Source organism: Streptomyces sodiiphilus (assembly GCF_039529215.1).
In the GTDB taxonomy this organism is placed as follows: domain Bacteria; phylum Actinomycetota; class Actinomycetes; order Streptomycetales; family Streptomycetaceae; genus Streptomyces; species Streptomyces sodiiphilus.
This window is the reverse complement of the sequence record NZ_BAAAMJ010000027.1, coordinates 79,266-97,825: the sequence shown is the minus strand read 5'-3', so window position 1 is coordinate 97,825 and position 18,560 is coordinate 79,266. Positions and strand designations below refer to the sequence as shown.

Annotated in this window: 15 protein-coding genes and 4 pseudogenes; 12 read left to right on the top strand and 7 right to left on the bottom strand. The window is 73.1% G+C overall.

Annotated features, from left to right (window positions below; genetic code table 11):
* Positions 1 to 187: 187 nt before the first annotated feature.
* The 7 genes and pseudogenes from rarD to ABD299_RS13375 form a co-directional block, all read right to left on the bottom strand.
* Entirely contained in the window at positions 188 to 1,099 is a 912-nt protein-coding gene (gene rarD, locus ABD299_RS13400) for an EamA family transporter RarD (RefSeq protein WP_425581329.1), read from the bottom strand.
* Between the two features lie 161 nt (positions 1,100 to 1,260).
* Positions 1,261 to 1,864: pseudogene (locus tag ABD299_RS13395) on the bottom strand (Uma2 family endonuclease).
* Positions 1,865 to 1,961: 97 nt separating this feature from the next.
* The gene (locus tag ABD299_RS13390) at positions 1,962 to 3,029 is read right to left on the bottom strand and encodes a 2-oxoacid:ferredoxin oxidoreductase subunit beta (protein ID WP_344261872.1); all 1,068 of its coding nucleotides are present in this window, start codon (positions 3,027 to 3,029) and stop codon (positions 1,962 to 1,964) included.
* Positions 3,019 to 4,938, bottom strand: a complete 1,920-nt coding sequence (locus ABD299_RS13385; RefSeq protein ID WP_425581328.1) for a 2-oxoacid:acceptor oxidoreductase subunit alpha — start codon at positions 4,936 to 4,938, stop codon at positions 3,019 to 3,021. Before ABD299_RS13385 ends, ABD299_RS13390 begins: the two co-directional genes overlap by 11 nt.
* A 189-nt stretch (positions 4,939 to 5,127) precedes the next feature.
* Positions 5,128 to 5,787 carry a response regulator transcription factor gene (locus ABD299_RS13380; protein ID WP_344261868.1) on the bottom strand — a complete coding sequence of 220 codons (660 nt, stop codon included), beginning with the start codon at positions 5,785 to 5,787 and terminating at the stop codon, positions 5,128 to 5,130.
* A 39-nt stretch (positions 5,788 to 5,826) separates the two neighbouring features.
* Positions 5,827 to 6,069, bottom strand: a pseudogene (locus ABD299_RS25145) (ATP-binding protein); the annotation flags it as partial.
* Between the two features lie 21 nt (positions 6,070 to 6,090).
* Positions 6,091 to 7,197: pseudogene (locus ABD299_RS13375) on the bottom strand (sensor histidine kinase); the annotation flags it as partial.
* A 211-nt stretch (positions 7,198 to 7,408) separates the two neighbouring features.
* On the opposite strand from ABD299_RS13375, the gene ABD299_RS13370 reads away from it, so the two are divergent.
* From ABD299_RS13370 to ABD299_RS13315, 12 genes and pseudogenes are all read left to right on the top strand, one after another.
* The gene (locus tag ABD299_RS13370) at positions 7,409 to 7,780 is read left to right on the top strand and encodes an NADH-quinone oxidoreductase subunit A (protein WP_344261864.1); all 372 of its coding nucleotides are present in this window, start codon (positions 7,409 to 7,411) and stop codon (positions 7,778 to 7,780) included.
* Positions 7,771 to 8,391: an NADH-quinone oxidoreductase subunit B gene (locus ABD299_RS13365; RefSeq protein WP_344261862.1), complete on the top strand. Its 621-nt coding sequence runs from the start codon at positions 7,771 to 7,773 to the stop codon at positions 8,389 to 8,391. Before ABD299_RS13370 ends, ABD299_RS13365 begins: the two co-directional genes overlap by 10 nt.
* Positions 8,388 to 9,317 carry an NADH-quinone oxidoreductase subunit C gene (locus tag ABD299_RS13360; RefSeq protein WP_344261860.1) on the top strand — a complete coding sequence of 310 codons (930 nt, stop codon included), beginning with the start codon at positions 8,388 to 8,390 and terminating at the stop codon, positions 9,315 to 9,317. The genes ABD299_RS13365 and ABD299_RS13360 overlap by 4 nt, the downstream gene beginning before the upstream one ends.
* Positions 9,317 to 10,276 (top strand): complex I subunit 1/NuoH family protein, encoded by a 960-nt coding sequence (locus ABD299_RS13355; RefSeq protein WP_344261858.1) that lies wholly within the window; start codon positions 9,317 to 9,319, stop codon positions 10,274 to 10,276. Before ABD299_RS13360 ends, ABD299_RS13355 begins: the two co-directional genes overlap by 1 nt.
* On the top strand, positions 10,273 to 10,806 hold the full coding sequence (locus tag ABD299_RS13350) for a NuoI/complex I 23 kDa subunit family protein (protein ID WP_344261856.1): 534 nt from the start codon (positions 10,273 to 10,275) through the stop codon (positions 10,804 to 10,806). The genes ABD299_RS13355 and ABD299_RS13350 overlap by 4 nt, the downstream gene beginning before the upstream one ends.
* Positions 10,803 to 11,411, top strand: coding sequence for an NADH-quinone oxidoreductase subunit J family protein (locus ABD299_RS13345; RefSeq protein WP_344261854.1), 609 nt, complete (start codon positions 10,803 to 10,805; stop codon positions 11,409 to 11,411). Before ABD299_RS13350 ends, ABD299_RS13345 begins: the two co-directional genes overlap by 4 nt.
* Positions 11,411 to 11,773 carry an NADH-quinone oxidoreductase subunit NuoK gene (gene nuoK, locus ABD299_RS13340; RefSeq protein ID WP_344261852.1) on the top strand — a complete coding sequence of 121 codons (363 nt, stop codon included), beginning with the start codon at positions 11,411 to 11,413 and terminating at the stop codon, positions 11,771 to 11,773. Before ABD299_RS13345 ends, nuoK begins: the two co-directional genes overlap by 1 nt.
* A pseudogene (locus ABD299_RS13335) lies at positions 11,774 to 13,676 on the top strand (NADH-quinone oxidoreductase subunit 5 family protein).
* Positions 13,677 to 13,759: 83 nt separating this feature from the next.
* A complete protein-coding gene (locus ABD299_RS13330; RefSeq protein ID WP_344261850.1) occupies positions 13,760 to 15,472 on the top strand; it encodes a complex I subunit 4 family protein in 1,713 nt (570 codons plus the stop codon).
* On the top strand, positions 15,469 to 17,046 hold the full coding sequence (locus tag ABD299_RS13325) for an NADH-quinone oxidoreductase subunit N (RefSeq protein ID WP_344261848.1): 1,578 nt from the start codon (positions 15,469 to 15,471) through the stop codon (positions 17,044 to 17,046). The genes ABD299_RS13330 and ABD299_RS13325 overlap by 4 nt, the downstream gene beginning before the upstream one ends.
* Before the next feature lie 159 nt (positions 17,047 to 17,205).
* The gene (gene htpX / locus ABD299_RS13320) at positions 17,206 to 18,060 is read left to right on the top strand and encodes a zinc metalloprotease HtpX (RefSeq protein WP_344261846.1); all 855 of its coding nucleotides are present in this window, start codon (positions 17,206 to 17,208) and stop codon (positions 18,058 to 18,060) included.
* A 96-nt stretch (positions 18,061 to 18,156) separates the two neighbouring features.
* Positions 18,157 to 18,558 (top strand): YccF domain-containing protein, encoded by a 402-nt coding sequence (locus tag ABD299_RS13315; protein ID WP_344261844.1) that lies wholly within the window; start codon positions 18,157 to 18,159, stop codon positions 18,556 to 18,558.
* Positions 18,559 to 18,560 lie beyond the last annotated feature (2 nt).

Sequence of the window (18,560 nt, the reverse complement as noted above, 5' to 3'; positions counted from 1 at the left end):
GGGCCGCCCGTCCGTCCGGCGCTCGCACGCGCCGGCCGGCCGCGGGCCGTGGGCCGGTGCCGGCGGGTCAGGGGGCGCGGATCAGGCCGCGCAGAACTCGTTGCCCTCGGGATCTTCCATGATCACCCAGCGTCCGGCCGGGCCCTCGTCCACCTCGCGGACGGCCTGGGGGCCGGGTTGTCCGTAGTCAGCGGCGGGCGGGGAGGGCTGCCGCGGCGGCGGGGTCCCGGTCGGTGCGGGCGGCGGCGCGGGCCGCGCGAAGCGCCACCCTGCCCCGGCGGGCCTGCCGCAGGGCGTCCCAGGTGAGCACGCACAGCGCGGTCCACACCAGCAGGAAGCCGATCCAGCGCTCGGGCGGCATCTCCTCGTTGAACGCGAGGACGCCCAGCAGGAACATGGTGGACGGCGCGATGTACTGCATCAGGCCGACGGTCGACAGCGGGATGCGCACCGCCGCGGCGCCGAAGAAGATCAGCGGCAGGGCCGTCGCCAGGCCCGCGCCCGCCAGCAGCAGGGCGTGCCCGACGCCCTCGGCGGCGAAGCTGGACTCGCCCCGGGCGGACAGCCAGACCAGGAACCCCAGGGCGGGCAGGAACTGCAGCGCGGAGTCGGCGCTGAATCCCTCCAGGCCGTCCAGCGCGGTCTGCTTCTTCACCAGCCCGTAGGCGGCGAACGTCACGCTCAGGGTGAGCGACAGCCACGGGACCTGTCCGTAGGCGACACCCATCACGACCACGGCCAGCACGCCGATGCCGACCGCCGCCCACTGCGCCGTGCGCAGTCTCTCGCGCAGCAGCAGCACGCCGATCGCGATGGTGATCAGCGGGTTGATGAAGTAGCCGAGCGAGGCCTCCAGCACGCGGCCGACCGAGACGGCCCAGATGAACAGGTACCAGTTGACCGATATGAGCGCGGCCGACAGCGCCACCAGGCCGAGCCGCCGGGGCTGCCGCAGCAGCGGCCGTATCCACGACCAGCGGCGGACCAGCACGAGGATCAGCAGGGCCGTGGGCAGCGACCACACCATCCGGTGGGCCAGCACTTCCCATGCCCCGGTCGACGCCAGCAGGTGCCAGTACAGGGGCAGCAGCCCCCACATCCCGAAGGCCGCGAGCCCGTAGGCCACGCCTGCCCGGTCCAGCGTGGCTGTGCCCACCGCTACCTCCTGGTGCCGTCTCTCCGTCCACGAAGGTAGCGCCCGGCGGGCGCCTTGTCATTCCCGTTCCGGCGTGATGGTCCTGACACGAGGGCGGGCGCCGGTCAGGTCCGGAGGGGGCGGCTCCCGACCCCGGTCAGATCGATGTCCACGGCGAAGGGCACCGACAGCTTCAGCCGGTCGTGATGGATACCCAGCAGTCCGTATCCACGCGTCGCCGGATCCAGCTCGTAGGCATGGACCACTGGCCGGCCACGGTCGCTCTCCACCCGCCAGAAGCAGGGGATGCCCGCGGCGGCATACTTGCGCGGCTTGGTCTCGCGGTCCCGTTCCACCGAGTCGTCGGAGACGACCTCGACGGCCGGCACCACGTCCTCGGGGAGGAATGTGGTCTGGTGCGGCCCGGTGCAGGCTTCGGCCCGGACCACCAGGACATCCGGCTCCGGGCGGTTGCGGGGGCCCAGGGTGACCGTCATTTCCCGGAACACGTCCAGCTCGGGGCGGTGCGGCCTGCAGCAGGTTCGACTGCAGCAGGAACATCACCCGGTCGTGGAAGGCGGTCCGCGGGCTCGCGACGACAAGGCTCCCGTCGATCAGCTCCGTGTGGGGAGGCAGATCCGGCAGCCGGTCCAGGTCCTCGGAGGTGTACCCGCCCACCGGAGGGCGGGGCCACTCGGCGGTGGGCTCGGGACTCTTCGCTGCTCCCATGCGCAGATCCTCGGCGACTTCGCCGGCGTACGACGGAAAGCCCGCGGCCCCCGTCCGGACGAGTGGTACGGGGGCCGCGGGGTTGACGCGCGCGGGGTCAGCCGACGACGGTCCAGGTGTCGTTGCCGGCCAGCAGGGCCGCCAGGTCGCCCTTGCCGTGCTTCTGCACGGCCTCCTCCAGCTGGTCGGCCATCTGGTCCTCGTAGACCGGGCGGCGGACGCTGCGCAGCACGCCGATCGGCGTGTGGTGCAGGGTGTCGGGGTCGGCCAGCCGGGACAGGGCGAAGGCGCCGGTGGGCGAGGTGGCGTGCGCGTCGTGGACGAGGACGCCGTCGGCGCCCTCCTCGGTGACGTCGATGATCCGCAGCTCGCCGGTGGCCGGGTCACGGACCACGCCCTTGCTGCCCAGGCCGTCGTCGGCCGGGGCGCCGAAGCGGATCGGTTGGCCGTGCTCCAGCCGGATCACCGCCTCCTGGGCCTGCTGCTTGTCCTTCAGGGCCTCGAAGGCGCCGTCGTTGAAGATGTTGCAGTTCTGGTAGATCTCCACCAGCGCGGAGCCGGGGTGGTTCGCCGCGGCGCGCAGCACGCTCGTCAGGTGCCGGCGGTCGGAGTCGATGGTGCGGGCCACGAAGCCGGCCTCGGCGCCGATGGCCAGGGAGACCGGGTTGAAGGGGGTCTCCAGCGAGCCCATCGGGGTCGACTTGGTGATCTTGCCGGTCTCCGAGGTGGGGGAGTACTGGCCCTTGGTCAGCCCGTAGATCCGGTTGTTGAACAGCAGGATCTTGAGGTTGACGTTGCGCCGCAGCGCGTGGATCAGGTGGTTGCCGCCGATGGACAGGGCGTCGCCGTCGCCGGTGACGACCCAGACCGACAGGTCGCGGCGGGCCGCGGCCAGGCCGCTGGCGATCGCCGGGGCCCGGCCGTGGATGGAGTGCATCCCGTAGGTGTTCATGTAGTACGGGAAGCGGGAGGAGCAGCCGATGCCGGAGATGAAGGTGATGTTCTCCTTGGCCAGGCCGAGTTCCGGCATGAAGCCCTGGACGGCGGCGAGCACGGCGTAGTCACCGCAGCCGGGGCACCAGCGGACCTCCTGGTCGGACTTGAAGTCCTTCATGGTCTGCGCGGCCTCGGCCTTGGGCACCAGGGAGAGGGCCTCAGTGGGCATCGTCGACTGCCTCCTTGAGAGCGGATGCGAGCTGCTCGGCCTTGAACGGCAGGCCGGTGACCTGCGTCAGTGACTGGACGTCGACCAGGTACCTGGCGCGCAGCAGGGTGGCGAGCTGGCCGAGGTTCATCTCGGGCAGGATCACCTTGTCGTAGCGCTTCAGGACCTCGCCGAGGTTCGCCGGCAGCGGGTTGAGGTACCGCAGGTGGGTCTGGGCGACGCTGCCGCCCGCGCGGCGGATGCGGCGGACCGCGGCGGTGATCGGGCCGAAGGTCGAGCCCCAGCCGAGCACCAGGACCCGGGCGGAACCGGACGGGTCGTCGACCTCGGCGTCGGGCACCTCGATGCCGTCCACCTTGGCCTGCCGGGTGCGGACCATGTGGTCGTGGTTGGCCGGGTCGTAGGAGATGTTGCCGGTGCCGTCCTGCTTCTCGATGCCGCCGATGCGGTGCTCCAGGCCCGGCGTGCCCGGCACGGCCCACGGGCGGGCCAGCGTCCGCGGGTCGCGCTTGAAGGGCCAGAAGACCTCGGTGCCGTCGTCCAGCGTGTGGTTCGGGCCGGTGGCGAACTGCACCCGCAGGTCCGGCAGGGTCTCGGTCTCGGGGACCCGCCAGGGCTCGGACCCGTTGGCCAGGTAGCCGTCGGAGAGCAGGAACACCGGGGTCCGGTAGGTCAGGGCGATGCGGGTGGCGTCCAGCGCGGCGGTGAAGCAGTCCGCGGGGGTGGCCGGTGCCACGATCGGGACCGGTGCCTCGCCGTTGCGGCCGTACATCGCCTGGAGCAGGTCGGCCTGCTCGGTCTTGGTGGGCAGGCCGGTGGAGGGGCCGCCGCGCTGGACGTCGATCACCAGCAGCGGCAGCTCCAGGGAGACCGCCAGCCCCAGGGCCTCGGACTTGAGCGCGACGCCCGGCCCGGAGGTGGTGGTGACGCCCAGCGAACCGCCGAAGGCCGCGCCCAGGGCGGCACCGATGCCGGCGATCTCGTCCTCGGCCTGGAAGGTGCGCACGCCGAAGTTCTTGTGGCGGGCCAGCTCGTGCAGGATGTCCGAGGCCGGGGTGATCGGGTAGGAGCCGAGGAACAGCGGGAGGTCCGCCTGCTGGGACGCGGCGATCAGTCCGTAGGACAGCGCGAGGTTGCCGGAGATGTTGCGGTAGGTGCCGGCCGGGAACGCCTTCCCCGCCGGGGCCACCTCGTAGGAGACCGCGAAGTCCTCGGTGGTCTCGCCGAAGTTCCAGCCGGCCCGGAAGGCGGCGATGTTCGCTTCCGCGATCGCCGGCTTCTTCGCGAACTTGGTGCGCAGGAAGGACTCGGTGCCGTCGGTGGGCCGGTTGTACATCCAGGAGAGCAGGCCGAGGGCGAACATGTTCTTCGACCGGCCCGCCTCCTTGCGGCTGAGGTCGTAGCCCTTGAGCGCCTCGACCGTCAGGGTGGTCAGCGGGACCTGGTGCACGCGGTAGCCGTCCAGGCTCCCGTCGGTCAGCGGGCTCTCGGCGTAACCGACCTTGGCCATGGCGCGCTTGGTGAACTCGTCGGTGTTGACGATGATCTCCGCGCCGCGCGGCACGTCCGGCATGTTCGCCTTGAGAGCCGCCGGATTCATGGCGACCAGGACGTTCGGGGCGTCCCCGGGGGTGAGGATGTCGTGGTCGGCGAAGTGCACCTGGAAGGACGAGACCCCCGGCAGGGTCCCGGCGGGCGCACGGATTTCGGCGGGGAAGTTCGGCAGTGTGGACAGGTCGTTCCCGAACGACGCCGTTTCCGAAGTGAAACGGTCACCGGTCAGCTGCATGCCGTCACCGGAGTCTCCCGCGAACCGGATGATCACCCGGTCCAGGCGCTTGACTTCCTTGATGTCCTGGCTGGCCGGTTCGGCCTGGCTGGTCACTGCTGTAGTCCTCCCTCGAGGCAGCTCTGAACGGCCATCGTACGTGGGTGGTGCGGGCCGTCCGGAGGCTGATCACATGATGGACCCGGAAATGAGACGCTTCTCATTCCCTTTTCCGGACCGCTTCCCGGCGCGTGCACACCCCCGATGATCCCCCGGACGGACCTTCCGCATCCCGGTGTTCGAGCGGCTTGGCCGAAGCCTGTCATCCGCTCAGGAATTCAGGTAGGTCAGGACCGCGAGAACCCGGCGGTGATCCGCGTCACTCCGGGTGAGGCCCAGCTTCATGAAGATGTTCCCCACGTGCTTCTCCACGGCGCCGTGGCTGACCACGAGCTGCGCGGCGATCGCCGAGTTCGTCCGGCCCTCGGCCATCAGGCCCAGTACCTCCCGCTCCCGCGGCGTCAGGCCGGCCAGCACCTCCTGCCGCCGGCTGCGGCCCAGCAGCTGGGCGACCACCTCCGGGTCCAGGGCCGTGCCGCCCCGCGCCACCCGGGCCACCGCCTCCACGAACTCGCTCACGTCCGCCACCCGGTCCTTCAGGAGGTAGCCCACCCCCCGGCTGGACCCGGCGATCAGCTCGGTGGCGTACTGCTCCTCCACGTACTGCGAGAGCACCAGCACCCCCAGGCCCGGATGCCGGCGGCGCAGCCGCACCGCGGCCCGCACCCCTTCGTCGGTGTGGGTCGGCGGCATCCGCACATCGGCCACCACCACATCGGGCAGTGCGTCCGCGGCGGCCAGCTCCCGCACCGACGCCACCAGCGCCTCCCCGTCCCCCACCCCGGCGACGACCTCGTGACCGCGGTCGGTGAGCAGCCGGGTCAGCCCCTCCCGCAGCAGTACCGAATCCTCGGCGATGACCACCCGCATCCGCCGTCCCCCTCCGTAGCCGTCCCGCCGTGCCGCAGCCTACCGGCGCCGCCAGGGGAGTGCGGCGGTGACGGTGGTGGGTCCGCCGGGTGGTGAGTGGACGGTGAGGAGGCCGTCGACGGCGGCGAGGCGTTCGGTGAGGCCGGCCAGTCCGCTGCCGGCCGAGGCGTCCGCACCGCCCCGGCCGTCGTCCTCCACCACCAGCATCAACTGCTCCCCGGCCCGCCAGATGTCGACGGTGGCGGTGCGGGCGTTGCTGTGTTTGGTGATGTTCTGGAGGAGTTCGGAGACGGTGAAGTANCCGGCCAGTCCGCTGCCGGCCGAGGCGTCCGCACCGCCCCGGCCGTCGTCGTGGACCCGCATGAGGAGCCGGCCGTCGTCGGCCCGGCAGATGTCGATGGTGGCGGTGCGGGCGTTGCTGTGTTTGGTGATGTTCTGGAGGAGTTCGGAGACGGTGAAGTAGGCGATGCCTTCGATGGCGGGTGCGGGGCGGTGGGGGAGGTCGGTGTCGAGGGTGACGGGGACGGTGCAGCGGGAGGCGAGGGCGGACAGGGCGGGGCCCAGGCCGCGGTCGGTGAGGATGGCGGGGTGGATGCCGCGGGCGAGGTCGCGGAGTTCCTTGAGGGCTTGTTTGGCTTCGCCGTGGGCTTCGTCGACCATGCGGGCGGCGGCTTCGGGGTCCTGGGCGAGTTTCTCCTTGGCCAGGCCGAGGCCCATGGCGAGGTTGACCAGGCGGGCCTGGGCGCCGTCGTGCAGATCCCGCTCGATCCGCCGCAGATCGGCGCCGGCCGTGTCGGTCACCACCACCCGGTCCGACTCCAGTTCGGCGATCCGCCGCTCCAGCTCGTCCGACGGGGACAGCAGGGCCCGCACCAGCGCCCGGTCCACGTCGCTGCCCCACCTGGCGAGCCACGGGAGCGCCGGCCAGGCGACCAGCAGTGCGACGAGCGTCACCGGGAACACCAGCAGCGACCACGGCAGCCGTACCGTGAAGAACAGCGCGGCCCGCCAGCCCACCGGGTCCTTCAGTGCCGTCCACAGCCAGGCCAGGAAGCCGTCACCGCGCAGCGGCCGCAGCGCGCTGGGCTCCTCGACCTCCACCGCCAGCAGCGACCGGGCGCGGGCCCGCTCCCATGCTCCCAGCCGGCGGCAGCCGGCCAGTCCGAGCGCCAGCACCGGCAGGCCGATCACCGTCACCGACAGCAGCACCCCCGCGTACAGCCACACCGACAGGAAGCAGAAGGCCGTCAGATCCACCAGCCAGCCGGTCAGCAGCCAGCCGGTCTCCCGCCAGGTGGGGCCGCTCAGCGCCGGACGCGGGGGCAGGAGGGCGCCGCTGTCGCTGCCGGTGCTCTCGCCGGGTGTGCCGGTGCCGGTCCCGGTGACGGTGACGGGTGGACTGCTGCTCATGGGCCCCAGACTGCCCGGTCGCACGACCGGCCACCATGGGGCGGGTCGGTGGCCGGATGGTGGTGCTGACCCCACCTCGCCGCACACCGGTGCCGACGCACTGGCCACAAGCCCGCGATCACCCCCTAAACTCCCTCCGTACGCCGGGCGCCCCCGGCGCGGAAGCCCAACGCACACATCGACAGCCGGACATCACCACAAAGGGGCCAAGGTGCCGGACTACTTCCACGGCTACGCGGTCGTCGGACTGGTCGCGGTCGTCGGCGTGCTCTTCGTCGCGGTGGCCTTCACCGCCGCCCGCCTGCTGCGCCCGGTGGTGCCGACCCCGGAGAAGCTGCTGACCTACGAGTGCGGTGTCGACCCGGTCGGCGAGGGATGGGCGCACACCCAGGTCCGCTACTACGTCTACGCCTTCCTGTACGTGATCTTCGCCGTGGACGCCGTCTTCCTGTTCCCCTGGGCCACGGTCTTCGCCGCCCCTGGCTTCGGCGGCGTCACCCTGGTGGAGATGTTCATCTTCCTCGGCTTCCTGGCCGTCGGACTCCTGTACGCCTGGAAGAAGGGCGTTCTCACATGGACCTGAACCCCGGCGGCTCCGCGGCCGTCCCCGCCCCCGCCCCCGTTCCGCCCTCCCGGCTCGGCCCGCTGGCACGGCTCGCCCCCGAGCCGATGAAGGTGATCCTCAACTGGGGCCGGCGCTACAGCCTGTGGGTCTTCAACTTCGGACTCGCCTGCTGCGCCATCGAGTTCATCGCCGCCTCGATGTCCCGGCACGACTTCATCCGGCTCGGCGTCATCCCGTTCGCCCCCGGCCCCCGGCAGGCGGACCTGATGGTGGTGTCCGGGACGGTCACCGACAAGATGGCCCCGGCGGTGAAGCGGCTCTACGAGCAGATGCCCGAGCCGAAGTACGTGATCTCCTTCGGCGCCTGCTCCAACTGCGGCGGGCCGTACTGGGATTCCTACTCCGTCACCAAGGGCGTCGACCAGATCCTCCCGGTCGACGTCTACGTCCCCGGGTGCCCGCCGCGCCCCGAGGCGCTGCTGCAGGGCATCCTCAAGCTGCAGGAGAAGATCGCCGAGGAGTCCACCGCCGGCCGCTACGCCCCGCGGCCGGGAGCCGGAGAACTGACGGGCGGCCTGGTCGCCCCTCCGCCGGCACCGGCGACGACCCCGGGGGAGGACCGCCGGTGAGCTGGCTGCCGGCGCCCGCCGGCGAGATCTTCGGAGAGGGCGCGAGCGAGCGGGAGGCCTACGGGCTGCTGACGGTGGACGTGCCCGCCGGCCGCTGGACCGAGGCGCTGCGGACCGCCCGCGACGAACTGGGCTGCACCTGGTTCGACTGGCTCAGCGCCGTCGACGAGCCCGGTGAGGGCTTCGCCGTCTGCGCGCACTTGGTCGCCGTCGCCACGCCGCCCCGCCGGCTGCTGCTGCGCACCACCGTGCCGCACGACGCCCCCGTCCTCGCGACCGCCACCGGCGTGTACGCGGGGGCGGCGTGGCACGAGCGGGAGACCCACGAGATGTTCGGCGTGGACTTCACCGGCCACCCCGGGCTCACCCCGCTGCTGCTGCCCGACACCTTCGAAGGGCACCCGCTGCGCAAGGACTTCGTGCTGGCCGCACGGGTGGCCAAGGCCTGGCCCGGCGCCAAGGAGCCCGGCGAGTCCGGGCACGGCGGGCCCAGGCGCCGCCAGATGCTCCCGCCGGGCGTGCCGGACCCCAACGAGTGGGGGCCGCTGAAGGGCACCCTGCCCGACGCGCCGGCCGCCCGTCCGGCCCGGGGCCGCCCCGGAGCCCCGGCCGCCCGGCCGGCCCGCCGGGCCGGAGTGCCCCCGGACACCGAGGGCGCGGCACCCCCCGCCCGCCGTCCGCGGCGCAGCCGCTCGGCGGGGGAGGGCTCGGCGAGCCAGCGTGCCGCGCGCCCCGCGCGCCCCGCGCGCCCCGAGAGCCCCGAGAGCCCCGAGGGCGCCGGGAAGCCCGCCACCGACGCCGGAGGCCAGAAGGAGACACCCGCCCCCGCTCCCCGGCGCACGCGCCCCCCGCGCAGCGCTGACGCCCCGTGGAACACGCCCCGCCCCGAGGGCGGCGGCGCCGAGGACCGGGAGGACGGCAGCTGATGGACCTCCTCGACGCCCTGCTGCGCTCCGGCGCCGTGCTGCTGGCCTTCCTGGTGCTGCCGCTGCTCGTCGGGCAGGCCGAGCACAAGGTCATGGCCCACATGCAGGGCCGCGTCGGCCCCATGCACGCCGGGGGCTTCCATGGCTGGGCCCAGCTCGTCGCCGACGGCGTGAAGTTCGCGCAGAAGGAGGACATCGTCCCGGCCGGGGCCGACCGGCGGATCTTCCAGCTCGCCCCCGCCGTCGCGCTCGTCCCCTACCTCGTGGTGCTCATCGCCATCCCCATCGGCCCCGACGGGATGGTCGGCCAGGTCCTGGACGCCGGCATCTTCTTCGTGCTGGCCGTGCTCGGCCTGGGAGTGCTCGGCTCCCTCATGGGCGGCTGGGCCTCGGCCAACAAGTACTCGCTGCTGGGCGGCCTGCGCACCGCCGCCCAGTTGATGGCCTACGAACTGCCGCTGCTGCTGGCCGCCGCCTCCGTCGCGATGGCCGCCGGCACCCTCTCCCTCACCGGCATCCTCGGCGCCTTCGAGTGGTGGTGGGTGCCCTGGCAGATCATCGGTGCGTTCGTCTTCTTCACCGCCGGCATGGCCGAGCTCCAGCGCCCGCCGTTCGACGCGCCGCTCGCCCCCGAGGAGATCATCTTCGGCGCCTGGACGGAGTACTCCGGGCTGCGCTTCGCCCTCTTCCTGCTCGCCGAGTACGCCGGCATCGTCATCGTCTCCGCGCTGACCGCCGTGCTGTTCCTCGGCGGCTGGCACGGCCCCTTCCCCGACCAGCTCGGCTGGCTGTGGATGCTGCTCAAGACCGGCGCGCTGTGCTTCCTGGTCATCTGGGCCCGGGTCGCCTGGCCCCGGCTGCGCGCCGACCAGATCCAGAAGTTCGCCTGGACCGTTCTCGTCCCCCTCGCCCTCGCGCAGATCGCGCTCACCGGCATCGTCAAGGTGGTGATCTCATGACCCCGGGAAGCGGACTCGCCAAGGGCCTGGCCGTCACCCTGCGCACGATGACCCGCCGCGCCGTCACCCAGCAGTACCCCGAGGCCCAGCCCTCGCTGCCGCCGCGCAGCCGCGGCGTCATCGGACTGTTCGAGGAGAACTGCACGGTCTGCATGCTCTGCGCCCGCGAGTGCCCGGACTGGTGCATCTACATCGACTCCCACAAGGAGGCGGTGCCGCCGGCCGCGCCCGGCGGACGGGAGCGCAGCCGCAACGTGCTCGACCGTTTCGCCATCGACTTCGCGCTGTGCATGTACTGCGGGATCTGCGTCGAGGTCTGCCCGTTCGACGCGCTCTTCTGGTCCCCGGAGTTCGAGTACGCCGAGACCGACATCCGCGACCTCACCCACGAGCGGGACCGGCTGCGCGAATGGATGTGGACCGTCCCCGAGCCGCCGCCCCCGGACGACGCCGCCGAGGAGCCCAAGGAGGTGGCGGCGGCCCGCCGGACCGCGGAGAAGCTCGCCGCCCGGCAGGAGGGCGACGCGTGACCCTCCTCGCCCAGGAGCCCTCCGGCTTCCTCTCGCCCACCGGGGTCGAGATCGTCTTCCTGCTGACCGGCCTGATCGTCCTCGGCGCCGCCGTGCTGTGCGTCACCAGCCGCCACCTGGTCCACGCGGCCCTGTGGCTGGTCGTCGCCCTGGGCGGACTCGCCATCGAATACCTGCTGCTCACCGCCGAGTTCATCGCCTGGGTGCAGGTACTCATCTACCTCGGATCGGTCGTGGTGCTGCTGCTGTTCGGGCTGATGCTCACCAAGGCGCCCATCGGGCCCTCCCCGGACGCGGACTCCCGCAACCGGCCGGTCGCGCTCGCCGTCGCCCTGGCCGCCGCGGTCCTCCTCGTCACTCTCGTGGTGGACGCCTTCCGTACCACCTGGATCGACCTCGACACCCCGCACGGCGACACCGGGGCGATCGGCGAGAGCCTGTTCCGGCACTGGGTGCTGCCCTTCGAGGCGCTGTCGGCCCTGCTGCTGGCCGCGCTGGTCGGCGCCATCGTCGTCTCCCGGCACCGGCTCGCCGCCGAGGGCAGACCCGAGGCCACCGCCCGCCCGGCCGGCTCCGGCGACGACGGCGGGGAGGCGGCCCGCTGATGCACCTCGCCTACCCCGCGGTCCTCGCCGTCCTGCTGTTCTGCACCGGCCTGTACGGCGTCCTCGCCCGCCGCAACGTGATCCTGGTGCTGATGTCCGTGGAGCTGATGCTCGCCGCGGTCAGCCTCAACCTCGTCGCCTTCGACGTCTGGCTCCGCGACGCCCTGCACTCCGGGCAGGTCTTCACCCTCTTCCTCATCGCGGTCGCCGCCGCGGAAATCGGGATCGGACTCGCCATCGTGCTGCTCGTCCACCGCAACCGCGGGATCTCCGCCGTCGACCGGCTGCGGGAGCTGAACGACCGCGACGACCGCCGGCCCGGCGAGGAGCGGCCGGCCGGCCGCGACCGGGAGGCGGTCTGAGTGCGCACCACCACCGCAGCCGCCCTCGTCCCCCTGCTGCCGCTGGCCGCGGCCGCCCTCATCCTGCTCACCGGACGGCGCGCGCCCGGCTGGGTCCGGCCGCTGGCCGTGCTGCCCACCCTCACCGCCGCCGGCCTCGCCGTGCTCGTCGCCCTCCGGCTGGACGGCGCCGACCCGCTCACCGCCGCCACCCGGCTCGCCCCCACCGGCAACCCCGACCTGGGCATCGACCTCGCCTTCCACCTGGACGGATTCGCCGTCCTCGTCGCCGTCCTGGTCACGGTGGTCGCCTCCTGCGTCCAGCTGTACTCCACCGGATACCTCGCCGGCGACACCCGCTACCCCTCGTACGCCGCCCTCGTCTCCCTCTTCACCTCCGCGATGCTGCTCGTCGTCTACACCGACGACCTCATCGTGCTGCTCGTCGGCTGGGAGGTCATGGGCATCTGCTCGTACTTCCTGGTCGGCCACTACTGGGAGACCGCCGCCGCCCGCAGCGCCTCCCTCAAGGCGTTCCTGGTCACCAAGCTCGGCGACGTGCCGTTCGTCATCGGGATCCTGGCGCTGGCCTCCGAGACCGGCACCTTCCGCATCAGCACGATCGTCATACGGCTCACCTCCTCCCTCTCCGACGCCCAACTCGCCCAGCCCACCCTCATCGCCCTGCTGCTGCTGGCCGGAGTCGCCGGCAAGTCCGCCCAGGTCCCGCTGCACACCTGGCTGCCCGACGCGATGGCCGGCCCCACCCCCGTCTCCGCCCTCATTCACGCCGCNGGTGCCCCCCGGCGTCTACGTCGTCGCCCGGCTGCTGCCGGTCTTCACCGCCTCGGCCGCCGCCCTCGTCGTGCTCGCCGCCGTCGCCGCCCTCACCATGACCGGGGCGGCCCTGGCGGCCCTCGCCCAGGACGACATCAAACGGGTCCTGGCCTACTCCACCATCAGCCAGCTCGGCCTCATGACCGGCGCCCTGGCCGTCGCCGACCGCGGCGCCGCCGTCTTCCACCTGCTGACCCACGGCGCGTTCAAGGCCCTGCTGTTCCTGGCCGCCGGGGTGCTCATCCACACGGCCGGCACCGGATCGCTGGCCGCCATGTCCCGGCTGCGCGGCCTCAAGCGCAGCGCCCCCGACGCCTTCTGGACCATGACCATCGCGCTGCTCGCGCTGGCCGCCGTCCCCCCGTTCGCCGGATTCTTCTCCAAGGAGGCCGTGCTCGCCGCCGCCGAGCACACCGCCGTCGAACCCGCCGCGGGCATCCCGGCCGCCGCCGGCTGGCTGGTCCTCGTCGCCGGGCTCCTCACCGCCCTGATCACCGCCGCCTACGCGGCCCGGCTGTGGCTGGTCGTCTTCCACGACCCGGTCGACGCCCGCACCGAACCGGTGCCCGCGCACGAGGCGTCCTCCCCGGTCATGACAGCCGTGCTGTGGGTGCTCGCCGTCCCCTCCCTCACCCTCGGACTGGCCTTCGGCCCGCTGCCCGGCCGGCTCGACGGCGGCTCCATGGACCCCCAGCTCGTCACCTCCGTGCTGGCCACCGGCGCCGCGCTGGCCGGCGGCATCCTCGCCTACGCCGCCTGGCGCCGCGCCTACGAGTCCGACCTGCCGGCCGACCCCGGACCGGCCCTGCTCGGCCGCCTCCACCCGCACGCCGCCGCCGGCTTCCACCTGGACACCGCCCTGGCCGCCGCCGTGGTCCGTCCCACCGAGGCCGCCGCCCGGCTCGTCCGCTTCCTGGACCGGGCCGTCGTCGAGACCTACGTCCGCGGCGCCGGAGCCGCCCCCGGCCTGCTCGGCGCCGCCGTCCGCCGCGCCCAGACCGGCAACGTGCAGACCTACCTCAGCACGCTGCTGGCCGGAGCCCTGGTGCTGGCCGCCGCCGCCGTCCTCGTCGCGGCAGGAGGGTGAACCGTGCAGCGACCTCCTTCTCCCCGCCGGCCCCCCGGGCCCCGCCCCGCACGGCCGGAACCGACGCAGCGAGGTGAAACGCAGTGATCAGCCTCAACGACACCGTGCTGCAACTGGTGCTCGTCGCCGTCGTCGTCCTCCCGCTGCTGGGGGCCGGGGCCGCCCTGCTGCCCGCGCCCCCCGGCCTGCGCGGCAGCGGCCCGGAGCAGGCCGTCCTGCGGCACGGCGTCACCGTCACCGGGGCCGTGCTGGCCGGGGCCCTGCTGCTGGCCGCCGCGTTCGACCACGACGACCCCGCCCGGATGCAGGCCGCCTCCGACATCAGCTGGATCCCGGCGCTCGGCATCCGGCTGCACTTCGGCGTGGACGGCATCTCCCTGCCGCTGGTCGTCCTCACCGCGCTGCTCACCTTCCTGTGCGCGCTGTACAGCTACTTCCGGATGCCGAAAGGCCCCACCCCCAAGGCGTTCGTGGCGCTGCTGCTGGTCCTGGAGACCGGCACTCTGGCCACCTTCACCGCACTCGATCTGATGGTCTTCTTCCTGGCCTTCGAGATGGTGCTCATCCCCATGTACTTCCTCATCGCCCGCTGGGGCGGCGAGGGCCGGGGCCCGGCCGCCACCCGGTTCGTGCTGTTCACCGTGCTCGGCTCGGTGCTGATGCTGCTCGGCTTCCTGCTCATCGGAGTCCAGGCCGGCACCTTCGACATCACCGCCCTGGCCGCCGCCCACGGGGAAGGGCTCACCCGCACCACTCAGCTCCTGGCGGTGCTCGCCATCGGCCTCGGCCTGGCCGTCAAGGCGCCCATGTGGCCGCTGCACAGCTGGCTGCCCGACGCGCACACCGCAGCGCCCACCGTCGGCTCCGTGCTGCTGGCCGGAGTCCTGCTGAAGATGGGCACCTACGGGCTGGTGCGCATCGCGCTGCCCGCCGCCCCCGAGGGCATGCACGTCTTCGCGCCCTACCTGGGGGCGTTCGCCGTGGCCGGCATCATCTACGGCTCGCTGGCCTGCCTCGCCCTGGTCCGGCAGGGCGCCGGGGGCGACCTGAAACGCCTCGTCGCCTACTCGTCGGTCGGCCACATGGGCTTCGTGCTCCTGGGCATCTCCACCCTCACCGCCACCGGCGTCAACGGCGCGCTGTTCGCCAACATCGCCCACGGCCTCATCACCGGCCTGCTGTTCTTCCTCGTCGGAGCCGTGAAGGAACGCACCGGCAGCACGGACCTCGACCGCCTGGCCGGGGCCCGCGGCGCCGCGCTGTACGGGCGGACCCCGCGACTGGGCGCACTGATCGCCTTCGCCTCCATCGCCTCGCTCGGCCTCCCCGGGCTGGCGGGCTTCTGGGGCGAACTGCTGGCCATGCTCGGCTCGTACCACCCCGCCGACGGCCTCAGCCGCCCCGCCTACCTCACCTACCTGGCCCTCGCCGCCCTCGGCACCCTGCTCACCGCCGCCTACCTGCTGCTGGTCGTCCGCCGCCTGTGCATGGGCGACGCGCCCCCGCCCGCCCCGGCCCCCGCCGCGCAGGCCGCCGCGTCCCGCGCCGCCGCCGGGCAGGACGGCCCGGAGGGCGCCTCGCAGGACGGCCCCGGCACCGCCGCGCCCGCCACGGCCGCCCCCGACGTGACGGCCGGCTCCCGCACGGCGGGCCACCTGCCGGACGTCCGGCCCTTCGAGTTCGTCACCTGGGCACCACTGGCCGCCCTCACCCTCCTGGCCGGCCTGTGGCCCGGACTGCTGCTGCACCTCACCGATCCCGCCGTGCAGAACCTCCTGCCGGGAGCCGTCCGATGACCCTCATCCAGACCGTCGACTGGGCGGCCATCGCGCCGGTGGTGACCGTCGCCGCGACCGCGGTGGCCGTACTCCTCGCCGACCTCTTCCTCCCGGAGGAGCGCAAACCGCTGCTCGGCCCCCTCGCCCTGGCCGGCCTCGCCCTCTCCCTGCTCTGGCTGCTGCCCCTGCGCGACGGCGGCCGGACCACCTTCTGCCTGACCGACAGCCCCGCGCTGTGCAGCTACGTCGCCGACCCCTTCGCCCTGACCGTCCAGCTCCTGGTCCTGGGCGGGGCGCTGCTGACCGCCCTGCTGTCCATGCCCGGGCTGCGCGACGGCACTCTGCCGCGCGGTGAGTTCTGGTTCCTGCTGCTGTCCGCCACCGCGGGCGCCGCGCTGCTGCCCGCCGCCCGCGACCTTGCCACCGTCATCATCGCCCTGGAACTGGCCACCCTCCCGGCCTACGCCCTGGTCGGGCTGCGCCGCGGCAGCCGCACCGGCCCCGAGGCGGCGGTGAAGTTCTTCCTGTCCTCCGTCACCGCCACCGCCGTCACCCTGCTGGGCATCAGCTTCGTCTACGCCGGGGCCGGCAGCCTCCACCTCGGCGAGATCGCCACCGCCCTGCCGGCCGCCGATCCGCGGCTGGCCACCCTCGCCGAGACCGGCGTCGCCCTCACCCTCGTCGGCTTCGCCTTCAAGACCGCCGCCGTGCCGTTCCACTTCTGGGTGCCCGAGACCTACCTCGGCGCCCCGCTGCCGGTGGCCGCCTTCCTCTCCGTCGTCGGCAAGACCGCCGGACTGGCCGGCCTGATCCTGGTCACCACCGAGGCCTTCCCGGCCTTCGGCCACCTGTGGGGCCCGGCCGTCGCGGTGCTGGCCGGCCTCACCATGACGGCCGGCAACGTCGCCGCCCTGCGCACCCGCCCGGAGGCGTCCGGCAGTGCGATCCGGCTGCTGGCCTGGTCCTCGGTCGGCCAGGCCGGCTACCTGCTGGTTCCCGTCGCCGCCGCCTCCCGCGCCGACCACGTCCCCGGCGCCGTCGGGGCCGCCCTCGCCTACGCCCTGATGTACGCGGCGGTCAACCTGGGCGCCTTCGCCGTCGCGGTGCACGTCGCCGGCGGCGCCCGGCGGCACCGCGTCGCCGACTACCGGGGGCTCTGGTCCCGCTCCCCGCTCACCGCGCTGGCCATGGGCTTCTTCCTGCTGTGCCTGGCCGGACTGCCGCCGGGGGTCATCGGCCTGTTCGCCAAGATCGTGGTGTTCCGGTCCGCCGTCGACGCCGGTCTCGGCGTCCTCGCCGTCGTGATGGCCGTCAACGTGGTGGTGGCGCTCGTCTACTACCTGCGCTGGACGGCGGTCCTCTTCGCCCCCGCCGCCCCGGAGCCGTCCGCCCCGGAGATCCCCGCGCAGGCCCCCGCCGCCGCGGCCCCGGCCGGTACGGCCACCGACACCCTCCCCGTCGCCGCCCCGGCGGGCCACCGCCGGCCCGCCGTGCCTCTGGCGGCGGCCATCGGCCTGACCGCGCTCATCGGCATCGTGCTGTCCGGCGCACCGCAGATCATCCTGCGCCTCGCCGCCGACGGCCTGTTGTAGCCCTTGATCACGCCCGGTGGCGGAGAGCGCTCGCCCCGGGAACCGGAATCCGCCGGATCGCGTTGTGCAGGGCGGGAGTGTCCACCGGACCGCGGCGAGGAGAACACCGCGCCCCGGAGACCCCCGCATCCCCCCACGGCACGATCTGGAGGGCCTACCGTGCACCACCGGAACAACGGACTGCGCACCGCCGTACTGCTCGGTGGCATGTCCGCGTTGATCCTGGTCATCGGCAGCTTCTTCGGCCGTACCGGGCTCGTCGTCGCGCTGGTCGTCGCCCTGGCCACCAACGGCTACGCCTACTGGAACAGCGACAGGCTCGCGCTGCGCGCCATGCGGGCCCGGCCGGTCGGCGAGTTCGAGGCCCCCGAGCTCTACCGGATGGTCCGCGAGCTGGCGGGCGTGGCCCGGCAGCCGATGCCCCGGCTCTACATCTCGCCCACCGAGGCCCCCAACGCCTTCGCCACCGGCCGCAACCCGCGCAACGCAGCGGTCTGCTGCACCGAGGGCATCCTGCGGCTGCTGAACGAACGCGAGCTGCGCGGCGTCATCGGCCACGAACTCAGCCACGTCTACAACCGCGACATCCTGATCTCCTCCGTCGCCGGGGCCATGGCCTCCGTCGTGATGTTCCTGGTCCAGTTCGCCTGGCTGCTGCCCGGCCGGTCCGACCGGGGGCCCGGCATCGTCGGCATGCTGCTGATCATGCTGCTGGGACCGCTGGCCGCCTCCCTCATCCAGATGGCGGTGAGCCGCTCCCGGGAGTACGAGGCGGACGCCTCCGGGGCCCGGCTCACCGGCGACCCGCTCGCCCTGGCCAGCGCCCTCCACAAGCTGGAGGCCGGAACCCAGGCCCTGCCGCTGCCCCCGGAGCCCAAGCTGGAGACCGCGAGCCACATGATGATCGCCAACCCGTTCCGCCGGGGTGAGAGCATGTCCAGGATGTTCTCGACGCACCCGCCGATGGCCGAGCGCATCGCCCGCCTGGAGGCGATGGCCGGTGGCCGGTACTGAACCACGCCCCCACCGGGCAGGGATGACCCGGGCCGGCCTGAGCCGGCCGCACCGATCCGGCCGGCCCGGCCGGCACCACCGAGGGGGACCGACACCGTGCGGACCGTGCTGAACGTCATCTGGCTCATCTTCTCCGGCCTGTGGATGGCGCTCGGCTACGCGATCGCGGGGCTGGTGTGCTTCCTGCTGGTGATCACCGCGCCCTGGGGCATCGCGTGTTTCCGCATCGCCGCCTACGCCCTGTGGCCCTTCGGCCAGAGCGTGGTCCGGCGGCCCGGCGCCGGAGTGCCGTCCGCCGTGGGCAACGTGATCTGGCTGCTGGTGGCCGGCATCTGGATCACCCTCGGCCACATCGCGGCCGGCATCGCCTTCTTCGTGACCATCATCGGCATTCCGTTCGGCGTGGCCCACTTCAAGATGATCCCGGTCTCCCTCATGCCGCTGGGCAGCGAGATCGTCCCCTCCGGCCGGGCCTATTACCCGTGGGAGAGCCGGTAAGG

Bases quoted from the DNA above. Each gene is read 5' to 3' on its own strand.
- rarD (WP_425581329.1), bottom strand. From the start codon at position 1,099: ATGTGGGGGCTGCTGCCCCTGTACTGGCACCTGCTGGCGTCGACCGGG.
- ABD299_RS13390 (WP_344261872.1), bottom strand. From the start codon at position 3,029: ATGCCCACTGAGGCCCTCTCCCTGGTGCCCAAGGCCGAGGCCGCGCAG.
- ABD299_RS13380 (WP_344261868.1), bottom strand. From the start codon at position 5,787: ATGCGGGTGGTCATCGCCGAGGATTCGGTACTGCTGCGGGAGGGGCTG.
- ABD299_RS13365 (WP_344261862.1), top strand. From the start codon at position 7,771: ATGGACCTGAACCCCGGCGGCTCCGCGGCCGTCCCCGCCCCCGCCCCC.
- ABD299_RS13355 (WP_344261858.1), top strand. From the start codon at position 9,317: ATGGACCTCCTCGACGCCCTGCTGCGCTCCGGCGCCGTGCTGCTGGCC.
- ABD299_RS13350 (WP_344261856.1), top strand. From the start codon at position 10,273: ATGACCCCGGGAAGCGGACTCGCCAAGGGCCTGGCCGTCACCCTGCGC.
- nuoK (WP_344261852.1), top strand. From the start codon at position 11,411: ATGCACCTCGCCTACCCCGCGGTCCTCGCCGTCCTGCTGTTCTGCACC.
- ABD299_RS13325 (WP_344261848.1), top strand. From the start codon at position 15,469: ATGACCCTCATCCAGACCGTCGACTGGGCGGCCATCGCGCCGGTGGTG.